Here is a 14762-nt window from a genome sequence, read left to right as displayed (position 1 = left end):
TACATACCGAGTCCCGGCACGACCGGCCGGCGGGATAATGGTCTCGACGAAGCCGATCGTCCCGTCCGGCGCCGCCGTGTCGCGATGCCATGTCAAAAGGAGAACGGGAATGAAACGGATGCTTTTCGCCGCCGCGCTGATGGCGGCGATCGTGCGGCCGGCGGCCGCGGAACCGCCACAGGTCGGCAACGGGAAACTGGTCGACGAAGATCACATGACGCTATACGTGTTCGATCGCGACGCACCCGGTAAGAGCGCGTGCGACAGCGCGTGCGCGGCCAACTGGCCGCCCGCGATCGCCGACGCGTACGACAAGGCGTCGGGCGCGTGGAGCCTCGTCACGCGCAGCGACGGCAAGAAGCAATGGGCGTACCACGGACACCCGCTGTATCGCTGGAAGATGGATCACAAGGCCGGCGACGCGGGCGGCGACGGGATCGGCGGCATGTGGCACGTTGCACGTCCGTAACGGCGCGGCGACGCGCGACGCATCGATGAGCTACGAATCGGACCTGCTGGTGTGGCTGCCCCATCTCACGCGTTATGCGCGTGCGCTGACGGGCGACCGGGCCTGGGCGGACGATCTCGTGCAGGACACGCTCGAGCGCGCGCTGAACCGGCCGCCGCGCGACGGCGGCAACCTGCGCGCGTGGCTGCTGACGCTGCTGCGGCACCGCTTCATCGACCAGTTGCGTGCGCGGCACGAGATCGCGGTCGACGATGCGACGGCGCCGTGGCAGACGATGGCCGCGCCGTCCGGCGAGATCGGCGGGCTGGTGCTGCGCGACGTGCAGCGCGCGCTGTACCGGCTGCCCGTCGAACAGCGCGAGGTGCTGCTGCTGGTCGCGCTCGAGGAGTTGAGCTATCGCGACGCCGCGCAGGTGCTCGGCGTGCCGGTGGGAACGGTGATGTCGCGGCTCGCGCGGGCGCGCGGGCAGATGCGCGCACTGCTGTCGGACGAGCCGTCGGCGCACGGCACGGCCGCGTTACGGGTAATCGGGAAGACATGATGGATGAATCGCGCAAGCCTTCGAACGAGCGGGACGACGATGCGTCGGCGCAACTGCTGTCCGCATTGCTGGACGGCGAGCTGTCCGGGCACGAGCAGCGCGAGATGCTCGAGCGCCTGCAGTCCGATCCGAAGGAAGCCGAACGATTCGCGCATTACCGCGCCCAGCGCGATGCGCTGCAGGCGCTGTTTCCGTTGCCGGGCGCCGCGCCCGCGCTGTTCGTGCAGCGCCGCGCGCCGCGCCGGCGCGCTATCGCGTATGCGTTCGCGGGGCTGGCGGCCGGGCTGCTGATCGGCGTCGCGCTGCATGCGGGCTGGGCCGCGTTCGGCAGCGAACCGGCGTTCGCCGCGCGCGCGGATGTCGCGTATGCGGTGTACGCAGCCGATCGCGAGCATCCGGTCGAGGTCGGCGCGGGCGATCCCGCGCACCTTGCCGCGTGGCTGTCGGCGCGCGTCGGCCGGCCCGTGCGCGCGCCGTCGCTCGACGAATACGGCTACGTGTTGCTGGGCGGCCGCTTGCTGCCCGGCGACGCGGGGCCGGCCGCGCAGTTCATGTACCAGCGGGCGGACGGCAAGCGCGTGACGCTGTACATGACCGCGTACGACGCGCGGCACCTCGCGCCGCGGGCGATGTCGGCCGACGGCCGCTATACGTATTTCTGGTCGGATCGCGGCATGGGCTATGCGCTGTCCGGCCGCGGAGACGAACGGCACCTGCGCGAGCTCGCGATCGAAGCGTGCGGCGCGCTAGGCGGCTCGACCGACGCGTGGAAGGGATGACGTGCGCGGCGCCGGCAGGGAGCAAGCGATGAAGATGAAGAGGACGATGACGAAGGCACTCGTGCTGATGCCCGTGCTCGCGGCACTCGCCGCGGGCGCCACGCTCGCGCGTGCCGACGGCGATGCGCCGGTGCGCGTGCCGGTCGACGCCGACGGCGTGCAGCGGGTGACGATCGTAGGCGGCAGCTATTTCTTCCGTCCGAACCACGTGATCGTGCGCGCGCATGTGCCGGTCGAGCTGACCGTGTCGGCCGAGCCCGGCGTGGTGCCGCACAGTTTCGAGATCGACGCGCCGCAGGCCGGCATCGCGGTGCACACCGAACTCGGCACGACGCCGAAGACCTTTCGCTTCACACCGGCGCAGCCGGGCCGGTTCGCCTACTATTGCACGCATCGGCTGCTGTTTTTCAGGAGCCATCGCGAGCGCGGGATGGAGGGCGTGCTCGACGTCGAGGCGGCGCCGTGATCGCCGCGTTGCTGGCCGCGAGCCTGATAGGAGCGAGCATGACAGCCGATCCCGTGACCGTCGCGCAGGCGCATTTCGACCACGTCCGCTCGTACCGCGCGACGATCCGCTCGTCGGCGCGGGGGGGCGAACACGCCGAAATCCGCTACGCGTACCTGAAACCGGGCTTCGTCCGGATGGATTTCGTGTCGCCTCATCACGGCGCGGTGCTTGCATACGATCCCGGCGACGGCAAGGTGCGGCTGCGCCCGTTCGGCGCGCACGCGCCGCCCGCGTTGACGCTGTCGCCGTCCAATCCGCTCGTGCGCGACCGCAGCGGCCACCGGGTCGACCGGTCGGACGTCGGCGAACTGCTGCGCAACGTTCATGCGCTGCAGCAGGGCGGCGCGACGGTGACCGAAGGCGAGGAGGCCGTCGGCGGCCGGACCGCGCTGCGCGTGTCGGTCACGGGCGCGCCCGCGCATACGGTCGGCGGCGTGCATCGCTACCGGCTGTGGCTGGACGCCGAGGACGGCTTTCCGCTGAAGGTCGTCAGCTTTGCGGACGATGACGACGTGCCGCTCGAAACCGTGACGCTCGACGATATCGAGATCGACGTCGCGTTTCCCGAGCGCTTCTTCGCGCCCTGATCGGTGCGCTGATTCATGCCCCTGACGCGCATGCCGGAGGCTGCATGGCGGAATACCGGTTCTCGACGACCTGGCGCGTGGACGCCCCGCTCGCAGCGGTCTGGGACGCGATCTACCAGGTCGACCGCTGGCCCGACTGGTGGAAGGGCGCCGTGCGCACGGTCGAGATCGAGCCGGGCGACGCGCGCGGCGTCGGTGCGCTGCACCGGTATACGTGGAAGGGCGCGCTGCCGTACCGGCTGACCTTCGACATGCGCGTGAGGCGCGTCGAGCCGGGGCATGCGCTCGAAGGCCGCGCGAGCGGCGCGATCGAAGGCGACGGATGCTGGTCGTTTGCCGGCGACGGTGCGTGCACCGTCGTGCGCTACGACTGGCACATCCGCACGCAACTGAAGTGGATGAACTGGCTGGAGCCGATCGCGCGCCCGTTATTCAAATGGAATCACGACGTCGTGATGCGCGAAGGCGCGAAGGGCCTCGCGCGGCTGCTGGGCGCGGCGGTCGAGACGGAGGGCCGGACGTTCCGGCCGCTGTCGGGCGCGGGCTGCGCCGATACGTGACGGCGTGCGACGGCGCTTGAGGGCCGTCCGGCGTACGCGAAGGCGGCGCTGCAGCATGCCGGACCGGCGCCGGTGCAGGTTTTTTGATGCGCTGTCGCCGGCTTCGGGAACTCCGTGCTTACCCGGTGTCCAAACGGGGCTGGATGGGATGCGCGGGCCCCTCGGGCCCGCCGGCCGGGCCGGTCAGCGTTCGTCATGGTTTTGTTTCTAAAGGGTTTTTTGTTGTTTTCGCGTGATTTTCCCGCTCCCGCGCCGTTCATGTCGAGATTCATTCAACGGTGAACCGATGTCCACGGCACCGCTTGGCCTTCCAAGCGGGCTGCTCAGCGAGCGTTGAACTACCGGTTCCTTTAACTTTGAACTATCTGGCGTCCGGTTCACTTAACTTTGAACATTCCGCGTCGATGACGGCTAGGTCAACTGTGCCGAGTCGGAAATCGTCGCTTCGGATCCCACGCGGCACAGGTAGTCATAGGTAGCCAGGCGCTATTTCTAGTGTTTCTACGCCATATAGCGTTTCCCTGTTTCTTAGCCACAGTTGGTACTCGCTCCCCTCAAGCCGATGATCGGGAGAGCAGTCAACGTTCCATCTGCGCAGGAAATATCCAGCTACGGCCGCTCTGACGCGTAGCCGAGTAAAGCCGTCCACCATACCGTACTCAAAAAAAGTTGTTTCGGGGTGTGATCGTTTGGGGTGTGGCACGAGTTCCAGTTCAACGACCCGGTTCCACTGAATGTCATGTTCCCAGCGCTCGTGCGTAAGGACGACGGATTCATCAACCGTTGGCTTACTGATCCGAGAGATGACGAAGTCCGAGAATCGTTCTCTTCGCCGGTCATAGGCTCGTATGTGCCACCTGAGACCGTTGTCAATCAAGGCGAACGGAATGATCTGGCGGCGTGTCTCGCCGCTACTGTGCGATCGATAATCGATTGAAATGACACGTTGCTGATTTATCGCCCGAGTGATTGTCGATACCACGTGTGGGTCCGGCTGGTCTAACTGAATCGGGAGATCACATCGAAGCAGGGATTTCCTTTCCTGTCGGGGAAGTGCGAGATGGCCGTGCGCAATCATTACCAATGCTTCGGCGCTCTCATGTTGATATAGCGGCGTGAAGTTGCCGCTTGCCAGATAGGCTCGGTGCGTGTGGCTGTACTCCATGTTGTCGACGCATCGCTCCCGGTATTGCGTGAGGTCCCTTGTTGCCGCGGGTTCGGAGATGCCAAAGCGGTCGGTTAGGTCTTGCCGGCTGACGTCACCAAGGAACATCAGGCGGAAGTCAATGAATCTGAGTCGCTCGTCTTGGGCACTGGACATAGAAGCCTCCTAGATATCAGACGAAGCATGGCGCATTCCACAATGATGCGCAACACGGATCTCTATGATCTGTTGACATCATCAAAATGATCCGATACATTCATCACATCGATCAGGTTATGCCTGTTCGGAGAGCGAATCGGCTGGGTCTTGGCTGGTACGCAACATCGAAACAAATTCGAAAGGTTTGAAGATGAGTACCAGAGAAACCGAAGGAGCCGGCGTCGATCGCTCGGCTGAAGAAGCGCTCGGTCCTGACAGCTACCATGTACCGGTGAAGGCCGGCCGCTCAGATGAGCGCCTCATGGAGCTTCGAAAGGGGGAAAGCATAACGACGATCCTCCAAGTCTTTTCCAGGGAGCGCGGTTGCGCGACCGAAGACTTGGTGCTCGTTCGCGAAGGCGAGGACGGGGTACTGGTCGAGGCTGTGCTGGTGGATGCGCAGTATCCGCATCGGCGCCGTCATCACGTTCACCATTCCGGCGTCGTCGAGGTGACGGTGTTTTATCAAGCTCATGAGCATCGCCACGAATTCAAGCGGCACGCAACTGTCGAGGATGTCCTTGCTTGGGCGATCAGGGCTTTCAGCATCGACCCGAGTATGGCGGTCGAGTTTGAGCTGGTGCTCCAAGGCGAAAAAGAGGAGCTCCCGACTGCCGAGCATATCGGGCACCTTGCCGGTCATCAGGACCACCTTGCTTTGGATCTTGTTCGTGGTGATATCGCCAACGGAGCCCTCCGGTGATTACAGATCCTAGCGCAGGCCGCGTCGAGGCCGATCTTCAGGACGGGGGAATTGTCACCGGATGCGAGTCTGGCCGGTGGCGGATCCTCACATACAAGTTTCCAACTCTCGATTTTGTTATCTCTGCGACTGAGCCCGACGGTACGCCGAGCGAGTACGGCTTTCGGGCTGAGCTATCTAATTATCCCGGCCAGCCGCCGATGGTCCAGATTTGGGACCATAAAACTAATCAGCCGCTGGCAGGAGCTCAGCGGCCGAAGGGGAGCCGCCGCGTACAAATCAGTTTTCAACAGTGGAGCTCCGACACTGTCTATCGGCCTTGGGAGCGATTGACCGGCCCCCATAATAATAACGCTAGTGCATACCCCCATCTTGCATGGCGTCCCGATCGACGTCTGACGTTTGTCTTCGAGGATCTATATGGCATCCTTAATAGCAACGCTCGTGCGATTCGCGCTCGGGCCGCGGCCTGAAATATTCTGTGATTCCGGAGTTTGGAATGCCGGCGTCGCGGAATTGAAGCAGCGCGCAGGTGGGCGGCGCGAGAGCGGTGCATTTCTATTGGGCACGAGCGGTGGCGCGCGAACCGTCGAAGAGTTTGTCTTCTACGATGACATCGACCCGAATGCGCTGCGTACAGGTATTGTCGAAATCGACGGGCGTCGACTCGGCGATCTCTGGACCCATTGCAGAAAAACGGGAAGGAGCGTCATCGCAGATGTCCATGTCCATCCTGGCGGATTTCAGCAAAGCCCATCCGATCAGGCCAATCCCATTGTGGCGGAAATCGGCCACATCGCAATTATTCTTCCCGACTATGCGGCCAGCGCGATCCACCCTGGCGCAATCGGCGTTCACCAATACCTGGGATCACGTCGCTGGCGTGATCGCAGCTTCGAGCGCCCTTCTCCATTTCACGTCGGATGGTGGCCCAGATGGCGCTAGATCGCTATATTTCGCGTCTTGCGAGGATCCTCGTCGACAGCGAAAAAATCACTTTCGACGAGGCGCAGAGAAGACTAAAGGCCCTGACGCTCGAAGTGGTCGTTGGGCCGGATGCTGCGTCGCCCGCGGCTCATGCAGCCGTTTTGACAGCAGTGTCGGTGGGCCGTCGCACTTTTGTCGGAGGTGTGCGGGTGGTCGGTGACATGGAGCAACCGATCAATTGCGCACTACCATTGGGAGCATCCAGTCTTGGCGAGGCTGCGGAAAAACTCGGGGCCGTCGACTTTGACGGTGCTGCGTCACGCACGATCATCGTTGGGACGGCGGAGGCGCCGCTAGATTGCCGGCCAGTGAGCGTTTGGTGGGATAAATGGCGGGCTGGTACGAGTGAGGCAGGGGCTCGTGGCTGTGAACATAACGATAACCCGCTTGTGGGGATTGCGGCCGGTGCGCTCGGTGTTGGCTGGGCTTTTGAGGCCGAGCGGGGATGCGCTGAGCTCGGATCGGAAATTGATCTTTGGCCGACGATCGACGGGCATGAGGGCGCCCCACGGTTTCCCGAAGTTTTTCTTCCGGGCGCTCTGTGGCTAATTGGCCTAGGGAACCTTGGCCAGGCATTCCTTTGGGCGCTGGCTGCGCTGCCGTATGAAAACCCAAATGCGGTTTCTCTTGTTCTACAAGATCGCGACAAAATCAGCGAAGAAAACTGGGCCACATCCGTCCTCGTCGATGACGATAGCTATGGTGTTCTTAAGACGAGGGTCGCAGAGAATTGGGCGTTGGCAAAAGGCTTCGACGTTAGGCGGATTGATCGCATGATGGTTGCCGAAGACCGACTCGATTACGCTGATCCGCGCGTTGCACTTTGCGGGGTAGATAAAGTCGAGCCGCGCAAACAATTGGAAAGCGTCGGGTTCGATTGCATCGTTGACGCCGGTCTTGGCCGGACAGCGACAGACTTTGACCGCTACCGCATCAGTATCTTCGATAGTGCTCGATCGATAAGAGCACACTTCGCCGGTCAAGGCGACGCAAAGATTGCCGACGAAATACCGGAGGGCCAGGCTTATCAGGATCTCTTACACGAGATCGGTCGTTGTGGTGCGGCAGAAATTGCCGGGGCAAGCATAGCTGCGCCATATGTCAGCGCCTTGGCTGCTGCTGTGGCGATCGCTCGAGTTATCGCAATAACTTCTGGTTGCACGTGCCCATCGAGCGAAGTGGGCAAACTTTCCTCATTGAGCAAGCGCCGAATCGCCCCAATGGTGAGCGTCGATGCTAGGGGAGCGCTCCATGCCGGTAAGCCAAACATCCATTTCGAAGTCAACGCTGACCAATGAGCGATTTTTGCCTCGTCGACCAATCGGTAGCTCCGTGTGACGGTCGGTGTGCAGGTCTGTACGCGCGAGTATTGAAAAAGAGTTGCGGGGCGGTTTATTTTTGCGGGCACCAACGATACGGGAGAAGGAATGTCACGAGGGATGTTTGAGTTTATAAAGAATGAGCCTGCTTACCAGCAGTCAGAGAAAGACTGGATTGTCGAGCTTTTGCGAAGCGATCAATTCTGGTATGACATGATAGTCAATCCTCCTGAAGGCTTTGACTCAAAGAAATTTATTTCTGGATATCTCGAAGCCCTTCGAGAGACTGTCAAGAATCAGCTTGACAAGAGATTTGTATATTTCTTGGCGTCCAGGAAGAAGGTTCGATTCTCTACTGAGAAGAAGCCGCGTTATGCGCTGTTCGGAGATAAATTGATTTTTTACGTGGAAATGGGGCGAGATAAGAAATTACGTCGACTATCCACAACAATAATCGATGCCGAATCGGGGCGCGCAATCAAGCCGTCGGTCAGCGTTACGGACAGGATTATTACTATTGAGTATAGTCGAATTCATAAGATATCGATTCCTATCTACGATTTCTTGTTGAATTCCGGTATTGAGCTCGGCGTGAATACGGAGGTTCACTACGTCGGGTACACGGCAAATCCTTCGGATCGACCCTTAAATCTCGTTCATCGCGGGTTTGCTGACATGCTTTATCGTGTGTCAAACGACGATAACGATTTCTTTGTCTTTTATAACTTGTTCAAAGTAATTTCAGTTGGTAAAAATTCTCAGTCTTGCTTGAATTTTGCGGTGGCGAATTCGATGATTGACCAGGTCGAGGTTGATGATGAGGGTAAGATAATTGAGAAGTGTCTGATTAAATATTTTGGTGCGGAATCTCAGAAGGTAAATAAGAAAAATGAGGAGGCTGAGCTTAAGAATAGTCTTCTGAGCTTGGTAGAAAAGTATAAAATAAACACCATAACAATGCACATGGAGATGGAGCAGCCGAGTGAAATTTATCGGTTCTTCTCGAAGCAGGTGCCTCCTTCTGATGTGCACAGATTCGTGATCAAGTTGGTTAATAACGTAGTTGAGCTATGTCCGTTGGGTCCGCAAGAAGGGATGGTGTTTGAGTAATGTCTCTTATTGGGAATTGTGCTGGTTGTATACATAATCAACGGAGCCTGTTGCGATTCCGCTGTCTGCCGTAGGATAAGCGCAGGAGCTCAGCCTAGAATTTGCAGGCGGTTTTTCAAATTTAATTTTCCGCCTGCATCCGACTCACCTTCGTTGATGGCGGTAAACTTCGCGCGCTAGATGTAAAGTGCCGTGTCACTGAACCCCTGCTTCCCGCGCATTTCCGCCGGCCTCGGCAGTGAACGGGTTGCTCTTGGGCTGATGCGCGGTAAACACTGACCTGCTCGTGGCTAGAAATTTGGAGACTCAATCCGCAACCATGCACCCAAGGTGTCCCGGACACAGTGTTGGCAGAGATCGATACTGATTTTGCATCCGTCCCCAAAAATGGAGCCGAAGCCGCCACGATACGCAACCGACATTCGTTCCTGCCACTCGGAGTCTGCGGAGTCAGGGGTCATACGTCGGCCGCAGCGATCACAAGTGCATGCCGAAACGGTTTGCGTTATCGTCTTACGATATTCGAGCATGGTCTACCCCCTGTTTGATGCTGGTATAGGCCGAAGGATCTGCCGCCCACCAAGTGTGTCTCACACCCCTGGCCGACTATTGGCTATATCTCGTCGTCGGCTATCGATAGCGAAATCAGTACAGATTGTCGATGATGGACGCCCCGCCGTCGAGTGCCCCTAGACGGCTGGCGGTTGTCCCTCATGGTTTGGTGGCTGGCACGTTGGACGGCAGGCTGTTTTGCCACTCGATGATATTTCTCAGCGTTCGTGGCTCGTTTGCATAAGAAATTGTGACGATTTCTATAAAAATCGTTGTATTCGACGCCATTTGTTTACCTGCCCGGCGTGTCATGATTTCATGCGCGGCCTTTGCCTGCGCCAGTAATCGATTCGGCGCGCATAATGCTAATGCGACGGGCGTTTGTTACGCTGGGAACCTGACAATTGGTCGATGAGTGATGTTTCGACTATTCTTAGTTCACTGCGACTGCGCGCCGACTGAACGTGCGATTAGCTCGCAAACGCTAGCTCTTTGGTGACATGCCGGGTAGCATAATAAGAGGTACAAGTTAGGCCTACGGGGGATAAATGGATCGCTCAAAATTTACGAAAAGCCAAATCGCTGCGATTGATCACGTGAGTGGAAATTTGCAGCTAATTGCTTGCGCTGGTTCAGGTAAGACGGAGGTTGTTGCTCAACGAGTTGTAAAGTTGCTGCAGCCGGTTTCCCTGGGAGGCGCTGGTTGCCATCCCGAGAACATTATCGCTTTTACGTTTACGGATAAGGCCGCAGCGGAACTAAAGGAGCGCATACATACGCGTTGTCACGAGCAAATTGGCGACGTTACAGGCCTAGCTGATATGTACGTCGGCACCATCCACGGCTATTGTTTGGAACTGCTTAAGTCTGAGGTGCCTCAGTACATGAAGTACGAGGTTCTCAATGATGTCCAGCAGGCACTGTTTGTCGATCGTCACTCGAAGGCATCTGGTCTCACGCAAAGCACGACGTTGGACGGGAAAGCGCTCAAGCGTTATACCGACACTCGGAACTACGTATCCGCTTTGGCGATCCTGCGCGAGGATCATCCACGCAACCCGACCCTGCTCAAGGAAAATACTGTCGCGTCGCATCTCCAGATGTACGAGGATCTGACTGACAAGAAAGGGTATCTTGATTACTCGGGGATCCTCAATCGTGCCGTGGCAGAACTAACGAACAACGGAGCGTTACGCGAGCGATTGGCAATCCGCGTCAAGCATGTGATCGTCGACGAGTATCAGGACGTCAATCCAGTTCAGGAGGCGATAGTATCGAAACTACATCAACTTGGCGCTGACATTTGTGTGGTGGGCGATGACGATCAGACGATCTACCAATGGCGAGGTAGTGAAGTACAAAACATTCTCACATTTGATCGTCGATACAACGATGTGGCGCAAGTGCGCCTTGAAGAGAATTTTCGCTCGAGTGAAGGTGTGGTAGCGCTAGCTCGTGAATTCATCGGTCAGCTCAACCATCGCTTGCCGAAAGAAATGAAGGCTACTCACGCACAGTCTTACGAAGATGGTGACATCGTAGCGCTTGGGTTCGACTCACCCGAGGAAGAGGCGGAATACATCGCACAGACCTGCAGGGCACTCCGGGGAGTTGCCGTTCGTGAGAATAGTAGTGAACGCGGTATTTCATGGTCTGACATGGCAGTGTTGCTTCGCTCCGTAAGACGTGATGCACCTGCAGTGACAGCCGCGTTGGGTGCGGCGGGGGTGCCATACGTCATCACCGGTATGGACAACCTGTTTCAGAAGGAAGAGGTGGAGGCAGCGCGTCAGCTATTTTATTTTTTGGCGGGCGAGATAGAGGTTGACGAGTTGCGTGCTGCTTGGCAGCGCGCGGATGTTGGAATTACCGCGGATGCTCTCGAAAGCGCCATTGCTGCGGCAGCTCAGGCTCGTGTAGACATGCAGGATGCAGAAATCGGGCAGTTCAAGGTCTACAACCTGCAGCGGCAATTCATAGCGTTTATAGAAAAATCTGCACTTCGAGAGGAAGACGTGCCAGATGGCCGCGGTGAGATTGTCTTCTACAACCTCGGAAAGTTTAGCCAGGCTATTTCAGATTTCGAGAGCATTCACTTTCACTCAAATCCTGTAGAGAAATACAAAAGCTTTGCGGGATTTTTGCGCTTCCATGCTGAGAATGCTTACCCCGAGGGATGGCAAGATAATGGTTTTGTTAGTCCCGATGCTGTCCGCATCATGACCGTGCACCAGGCAAAAGGGCTTCAGTGGCCGGTAGTATTTATCCCTCAGTTGGTAAAGAATCGCTTTCCGGCAAAGGGTGGTGGCGGGCGAAACGCTTGGCATCTTCTGCCCTCTGAAGCATTTTCCAACGCCGCTCGCTATCGGGGAGGCGCCGACGACGAGCGACGACTCTTCTACGTTGCGGTGACACGCGCGCAGAAGTATTTGCACATGACGTGGGCACCACATGAGGGTAACCGCACAGCGCAAGTATCGTCGGATTTCTACAATGAGGTCTTGGCATCGAAATATGTGAAACGGCGAGTTCAGAATTACTCTACTCGTCAGCGACTGACGCCAGCGCCTAAGGCATCGGTAGCGAACGTCACGTTGTCGTTCTCGGACGTGAAGTATTTTTTTGAGTGCCCCTATCAATTCAAGCTGCGAATCCTCTACGGATTCAACGCGCCGCTCGACGAGGCCTTGGGGTATGGTAAATCCCTGCACGACGCCTTGGCCGAAGTTCACGCACGAGCGCTGCGTGGAGAGACCATAGACTCCAGCGAAGCCGAAGAATTGATCGAGCGCCACTTGCGGGCACCATACGCCTATCCGGATTTGAAGGACAAGTTGAAGAGTGCTGATGTGAAAGTGGTGGCCGCATATATTCGAAAGAATTCGGCCGAGTTCAATAATTTGGAGTTTTCTGAGAAGGCGATAGAGATTGCTCTTGGCGATGGTGTTTCAGTGGCTGGAAGAATCGATCTGGTTCGGAGGATGGATACTGATGAAGTTACTATCGTGGATCTGAAGTCGAACGATCGAGCTCAGGCGGAAGCGGTTACAGAGACGCAGCTCCACATTTATGCACTAGGTTATAAGGAGCTTACCGGGCGACCTGCCGACTATGTGGAGATTTACGAGCTCGACAATCAGCGACAAAAACGTCGGTCAGTCGATGGAGATTTCATCGACGACGTGAAACGGGACGTGCTCGGGGCTGCCACCGCGCTGCGGAGAAATCAGTTGCCGCCAAAGCCCGGCAAGAAGGTTTGCGGAGCTTGTGACTATTGCAACCTTTGTTCTGCGGCCGTCAATAAGAGCTAGTCACGAGAAGGGGCGGTGTCGCAAATGTCTATTGGCGCGGTCATCTTTGACGCATTTGGAACTATCTGTGAACTTCAGGCGAAGAAGCAGCCGTTCGTCAAGCTTGCACGTGCGAGTAGGAGACCTCGAGATGTCCTTCACGCTGTGATGACTCGACCGATGGGGCTAGGTGCCGCGGCTGCGGAATTCGCGTCTGGGTTGGTTGATCTTAACTCTCTGGATGCGGAGTTGGCAGTCGAACTTGAGAGTATTCGGTTTTTTTCGGACGCACAGGAGTGCTTGATGAAGCTGAATGCCGCAGGCATAAAGATCGGTATCGTGTCGAACTTGGCACAACCTTACGCGGAAGCACTGTTGTGCGCGCTTCCGTTCCGCGTGCATTGTGCATGGTCGTGTGAGCTCGGATATCTCAAGCCCGATCCGCACATTTTCGCGTGGATCTGCGACAAGATGGGCGTCTCTCCCGCTGACGCCATGATGGTGGGCGATACGTTTTCCACCGACTACGTTGGTGCAACGAATTTTGGCATGCGAGCAATTCATCTTGATAGGGCCGGAGTATCGAGGCGTGCGGTGCCGACCATTAGAACTTTGCGACAATTGACGAGCATGCTAGCTATATAGTCAGCGACAAGTGGTGCGACGCGACGGTGTCGCAGCTCTTGTGCGACTCTCGAAGAGGATCGACGACCGGACTAGTTACGCAATTGGCTTGCCCGCTTGGCATATCATCAATTCACGCGCGCACGTCACCGTCACCGGTGGTGGATTCGACGCAGATGTTGCTACAGGGATTAAGATGCGCCCTGCAGTCATGGTAGCTAGCGCCAAGTTTCGCGCCTGGCGATGTCGTCGCTACGTTCAAAGATTGTTCCGAGCACCTCGGGCGATGTATTTTGCGTAACCTATTGCGCTACGAGAAGCGGCCGTTCACCGAACCGGCAGGCCCATGCTCGGATCGCAGGAAAATACTAGATTCCTCCGGTCACGCTTTTTGGCGAAAAATCGAAATTGCGGTGCGCTTCGCGATTTAACCCTTCCGTGTGCTTCAACATGACCTAAGCCCATCAGCGTCACCAAGTAATGTAGAGGGAGTTCGTCGGGGTTCCCCTTGATGAAGCAGCGGCCAAGCAGGAAGGCGCTTGCAAGAGCCCGTTGTGTTTTCGTTAAGGCTGCGGTTTCCTCATTTTCTATGCGGTCTGCTGGATGCAAAGTAAGGTCGGCAGCACAATTCGAGCAGCCTCTCAGGTCGGACACGTAAAAGCGCCGTGGTGGACGGAGGGCCGGCAATGGCGACCGGCATGTGGCGCATCGATAGCACATTCGAATGTGATGTTCCGGGCAGATCTTCCAGTCGGAAAACCTCCAGCTAACTCGCAGGAAAGGAACTTCGTCCCCGGCGAGACATTGTGGGCAAAACCTGTACGCAGGCTGACCCTGATCGTCGCGTAACAGGATGCCGCGGTACCGCTTCTCGCTTACGTGCTGATAAATCCCTGCAAGATGGTCAACGCGGGCTTCAGAGACATTTGTTCCCTGTACCAGGGTGGAATACACACTTGGAGTAAGGTCGACATCGGGATCTCCTACATGCCGAATCCCCATGGAGCGCAGGAGCGTCCGAGTGCCGACGGCATGCATCAGGCTCAATCGCTGAAGCCATGACGAAGGCGACTCTCCTGAGATGGGATCTGGCGCGAGCAATAAAGAGTTGGAGGTCTTCGGCATACTTACTTCTCGAATAGAGACAGTTGTACGGGTGCCTCGCGATGAGGCTTGCGAGTGCTCGTGGACCGTGACGATATCTTCTCGACAATCGACGAAATCAGTCTGCGTTCTGCTAACGGTAAGCGGCCAGCCATCCCGTCTTGACGAGCGAGTTTAGGCGGTGCTCAAGAGAGGCTGCCAGTGATGCGGCAGCAGCGCGTCGATGTCGCTGGCCTTGTGGGTCGGCAAGCGTGTGAGGACGTCCT

The 14762-nt window shown here is 57.8% G+C and carries 14 protein-coding genes; 12 read left to right on the top strand and 2 right to left on the bottom strand.

Annotation, left to right across the window (positions count from 1 at the left end; all coding sequences use genetic code 11):
• Positions 1-109: 109 nt before the first annotated feature.
• The 6 genes from ACNQQL_RS19355 to ACNQQL_RS19330 are packed head-to-tail and all read left to right on the top strand — an operon-like array spanning position 110 to position 3444.
• Positions 110-469, top strand: coding sequence for a hypothetical protein (locus ACNQQL_RS19355; protein ID WP_347065130.1), 360 nt, complete (start codon positions 110-112; stop codon positions 467-469).
• A 25-nt stretch (positions 470-494) separates the two neighbouring features.
• The gene (locus ACNQQL_RS19350; RefSeq protein WP_072436428.1) at positions 495-1010 is read left to right on the top strand and encodes a sigma-70 family RNA polymerase sigma factor; all 516 of its coding nucleotides are present in this window, start codon (positions 495-497) and stop codon (positions 1008-1010) included.
• Positions 1007-1789, top strand: coding sequence for an anti-sigma factor family protein (locus ACNQQL_RS19345; protein ID WP_072436196.1), 783 nt, complete (start codon positions 1007-1009; stop codon positions 1787-1789). Before ACNQQL_RS19350 ends, ACNQQL_RS19345 begins: the two co-directional genes overlap by 4 nt.
• Positions 1790-1823: 34 nt before the next feature.
• Positions 1824-2255, top strand: coding sequence for a quinol oxidase (locus ACNQQL_RS19340; RefSeq protein ID WP_310138499.1), 432 nt, complete (start codon positions 1824-1826; stop codon positions 2253-2255).
• Positions 2252-2884, top strand: a complete 633-nt coding sequence (locus ACNQQL_RS19335) for a DUF1571 domain-containing protein (RefSeq protein ID WP_347065129.1) — start codon at positions 2252-2254, stop codon at positions 2882-2884. Before ACNQQL_RS19340 ends, ACNQQL_RS19335 begins: the two co-directional genes overlap by 4 nt.
• Before the next feature lie 44 nt (positions 2885-2928).
• Positions 2929-3444 carry an SRPBCC family protein gene (locus ACNQQL_RS19330; RefSeq protein ID WP_034182873.1) on the top strand — a complete coding sequence of 172 codons (516 nt, stop codon included), beginning with the start codon at positions 2929-2931 and terminating at the stop codon, positions 3442-3444.
• A gap of 469 nt (positions 3445-3913) precedes the next feature.
• Here the strand turns inward: ACNQQL_RS19330 and ACNQQL_RS19325 are convergent, their stop codons facing one another.
• Positions 3914-4765: a helix-turn-helix transcriptional regulator gene (locus ACNQQL_RS19325; RefSeq protein WP_347065128.1), complete on the bottom strand. Its 852-nt coding sequence runs from the start codon at positions 4763-4765 to the stop codon at positions 3914-3916.
• A 193-nt stretch (positions 4766-4958) separates the two neighbouring features.
• Here ACNQQL_RS19325 and ACNQQL_RS19320 point away from each other — a divergent pair, with 193 nt between their 5' ends.
• From ACNQQL_RS19320 to ACNQQL_RS19295, 6 genes are all read left to right on the top strand, one after another.
• The gene (locus ACNQQL_RS19320; RefSeq protein WP_347065127.1) at positions 4959-5510 is read left to right on the top strand and encodes a hypothetical protein; all 552 of its coding nucleotides are present in this window, start codon (positions 4959-4961) and stop codon (positions 5508-5510) included.
• Positions 5511-5954: 444 nt separating this feature from the next.
• Positions 5955-6455 carry a hypothetical protein gene (locus tag ACNQQL_RS19315; protein WP_347065126.1) on the top strand — a complete coding sequence of 167 codons (501 nt, stop codon included), beginning with the start codon at positions 5955-5957 and terminating at the stop codon, positions 6453-6455.
• Positions 6446-7795 (top strand): hypothetical protein, encoded by a 1350-nt coding sequence (locus tag ACNQQL_RS19310; protein ID WP_347065125.1) that lies wholly within the window; start codon positions 6446-6448, stop codon positions 7793-7795. Before ACNQQL_RS19315 ends, ACNQQL_RS19310 begins: the two co-directional genes overlap by 10 nt.
• A gap of 129 nt (positions 7796-7924) precedes the next feature.
• Positions 7925-8926: a hypothetical protein gene (locus ACNQQL_RS19305; RefSeq protein ID WP_347065124.1), complete on the top strand. Its 1002-nt coding sequence runs from the start codon at positions 7925-7927 to the stop codon at positions 8924-8926.
• 1100 nt (positions 8927-10026) lie between these two features.
• Positions 10027-12789, top strand: a complete 2763-nt coding sequence (locus ACNQQL_RS19300; RefSeq protein WP_347065123.1) for an ATP-dependent DNA helicase — start codon at positions 10027-10029, stop codon at positions 12787-12789.
• Positions 12790-12813: 24 nt separating this feature from the next.
• Positions 12814-13413: an HAD family hydrolase gene (locus ACNQQL_RS19295; RefSeq protein WP_347065182.1), complete on the top strand. Its 600-nt coding sequence runs from the start codon at positions 12814-12816 to the stop codon at positions 13411-13413.
• 306 nt (positions 13414-13719) lie between these two features.
• On the opposite strand, the gene ACNQQL_RS19290 is transcribed toward ACNQQL_RS19295, so the two are convergent.
• Positions 13720-14517, bottom strand: a complete 798-nt coding sequence (locus ACNQQL_RS19290) for a TniQ family protein (protein WP_416392652.1) — start codon at positions 14515-14517, stop codon at positions 13720-13722.
• Between the last annotated feature and the right edge of the window lie 245 nt (positions 14518-14762).

It is taken from the genome of Burkholderia sp. LFS061 (assembly GCF_047978125.1).
In the GTDB taxonomy this organism is placed as follows: Bacteria; Pseudomonadota; Gammaproteobacteria; order Burkholderiales; family Burkholderiaceae; genus Burkholderia; species Burkholderia pyrrocinia_C.
The sequence above is the reverse complement of the archived record's forward strand: the minus strand, read 5'-3'. Positions and strand labels throughout refer to the sequence as shown.